Source organism: Trueperaceae bacterium, from assembly GCA_019454765.1.
GTDB lineage: Bacteria > Deinococcota > Deinococci > Deinococcales > Trueperaceae > JAAYYF01.
Window position 1 is genome coordinate 3,787 of sequence record JACFNR010000057.1, and the last position, 2,402, is coordinate 6,188.

Genomic DNA, 2,402 nt, shown 5'->3' on the forward strand with positions numbered 1-2,402 from the left:
CGAGGGCGGTGGCGGAGGCTCGCGCCAGCGGCCTCGCCGTCCACTGCTGGGAGGACGCGGGCTACCCTGCCCCGCTCAGGAGCGAGGGGGTCTACTCCGCCCCCGTGCTCTTCGTTGCCGGTCGGTTGCCGGCGCAGCTGACCGCCGAGGGGCCACCCACGGCGTGCGCCATCGTCGGCACCCGCCGCGCCTCCTCCTACGCTCTGCAGTTCGCCCGCGACGTCGCCCGCGCCGCGGCCGCGCGCGGCGTGACCGTGGTGTCGGGGCTGGCCCTCGGTGTCGACGCCGCCGCTCACGAGGGCGCCCTGGAGGCGGGCGCGGGGGGCGGTGGCACCGTGGCCGTGCTGGGCGGCGGCCACGCCCGCCTCCACCCCGCCGCCAACCGCGGGCTCGCGGAGCGGATACTCCGCGCGGGTGGCGCGATCCTCTCCGAGTGGCCGCCCACCACCAACCCGCAGCCTTACCACTTCCTGCGCCGCAACCGCGTCGTGGTGGCCCTCTCTCGCGTCGTGGCCGTGGTGGAGGCGGGCGTGCCGTCCGGTGCGCTGAATAGCGCCACGCACGCCGCCGAGCTCGACAGGCAGGTCTTCAGCATGCCCACGCGGCCGGACGACGTCAGGAACCGCGGCGGCCTGCAGCTCCTGCGCGAGGGAGCGGCCGCGCTGGTGGACGCGTCGGACATCCTCGCGCACTTCGCGCTGCCCCTCGAGGCGCCGGCGTCCCCGCCCGACGCCGTGGGAGCGCAGGCCGCGCCGAACGCCGTGACAACCGCCCTCCTGCGCGCGCTGGGCCAGGGCGGCGGCGCCTCGCTCGACCAGCTCCTGCACCGCACCGGCGCTGCCCCGCCCGACCTGCTGGCCGCGCTCGGCCTGCTCGAGCTCGAGGGCGTCGTCGCCCGTACGCTCGACGGTCGCTACCGCCGCCGCGGCTGACCTCCGGCGCGACACTCGACTCGGCCCGGCGAGCGCGGCCCCTCGGGGCGTCGGGACGATACGTCCATGGACAGCCGGAGGCGGGCTGGATATCCTGGCGACACGGCGCGTTGGCCCGCCCACGAGGGCGCGGCCCAACTGGGGGGATCGGTTCCCTTCGCGGAGCGCTCCGGCCGTGAGGCCGAAAGGAGTGGTTAGTGAAGAAGTACCTGATGGTGCTGGTCGCGCTACTGGCGTTGGTCGCCGGGAGCGCCAACGCCCAGACGCTCAAGGTGTGGACCACCTGGCAGGATCAGACCCTCGATTGGCTAAGGTCGGAGGCGGCTAGCTTCACCGCGGCGTTCGGGGTCGACGTCGAGATCGTGCGCCTCGACGTGAACGAGCTGAAACAACAGGCGCTGCTGGCCGCCCCGCAGGGCGAGGCGGGCGACGTCTTCACGGGCGTGCCCCACGACCAGATCGGCGAGATGGCCGTCGGCGGCATCCTCCTCGACATGAGCAGCTACGCCACGAGCGCCTACCTCGCCGACCTCAGCGAGCAGGCCCGCCTCGGTTACTCGTACGCCGGCAAGCTCTTCGGCCTGCCCATGTACGTCGAGGGTCCGGCGCTCATCGTGAACGACGACCTCGTGAGCAGCCTCCCCGCCACGTACGAGGAGACCATGGCGCTGGCCCAGGAGCTCACGACGGCCGACACGTTCGGCTTCATGTTCGACATCGCCAACTTCTACTTCAGCTACGGGTGGCTCCATACCTACGGCGGTTACGTCTTCGGGCGCGACGCCGCCGGCGCGCTGAACCCGGCCGACATCGGGCTCGCCAACGAGGGCGCAGTAGCGGGCGGCGAGGCCCTCAAGGCCCTCCGCTTCGACCTCGGCCTCATCCCCTCGGGCACGAACTACGACGTGGCGAACGGCCTGTTCGTCGACGGCGCCCTTGGCATGATCTACACGGGTCCGTGGGCGATCAGCCAGTACCAGGACGCGGGGCTCAACGTGAGCGTCCACCCCGTGCCCCCGCTGGCCGACGGCACGCCGTTCTCGGGCTTCATGGGCGTGCAGGGCGCGCTCGTGAACTCGTTCACGAACCTGAAGGTGGAGGCCGCCAACTTCGCGAAGTGGCTCTCGCGCAAGGACGCGCAGATCTCGATGGCGCGCCTCTCCGGTCGCATCCCGGCGTCGCTGTCGGCGCTCGAGGCCGTGCAGTCCGACCCGATCATCGCCGGCTTCGGTGCCGCCCTCCTGACCGCGGAGCCCATGCCGAACATCCCGGAGATGGGCGCCGTGTGGGCCCCCATGGGTAACGCCCTCACCGTCCTGACGGAGGACGCCGGCGCCGACGTCGCCACCGTCTTGAGCCAGGCCGTCGCTGAGATCAAGGGCGAGTGAGTCTCGCACTAGGCTGACGAGGCCGCGCGGCCAGGGGTTCACGCCCCAGGCCGCGCCCCAGGGGGGTGGTCGGCAGGGACAT

General features: G+C 72.6%; 2 protein-coding genes. Both read left to right on the top strand.

All coding sequences use genetic code 11. The features are described 5' to 3' along the window. Positions 1-8: 8 nt before the first annotated feature. Positions 9-932, top strand: a complete 924-nt coding sequence (gene dprA / locus H3C53_12230; GenBank protein MBW7917432.1) for a DNA-protecting protein DprA — start codon at positions 9-11, stop codon at positions 930-932. A gap of 197 nt (positions 933-1,129) precedes the next feature. After that, the gene (locus H3C53_12235) at positions 1,130-2,320 is read left to right on the top strand and encodes a maltose ABC transporter substrate-binding protein (protein MBW7917433.1); all 1,191 of its coding nucleotides are present in this window, start codon (positions 1,130-1,132) and stop codon (positions 2,318-2,320) included. The last annotated feature ends 82 nt before the right edge of the window (positions 2,321-2,402 follow it).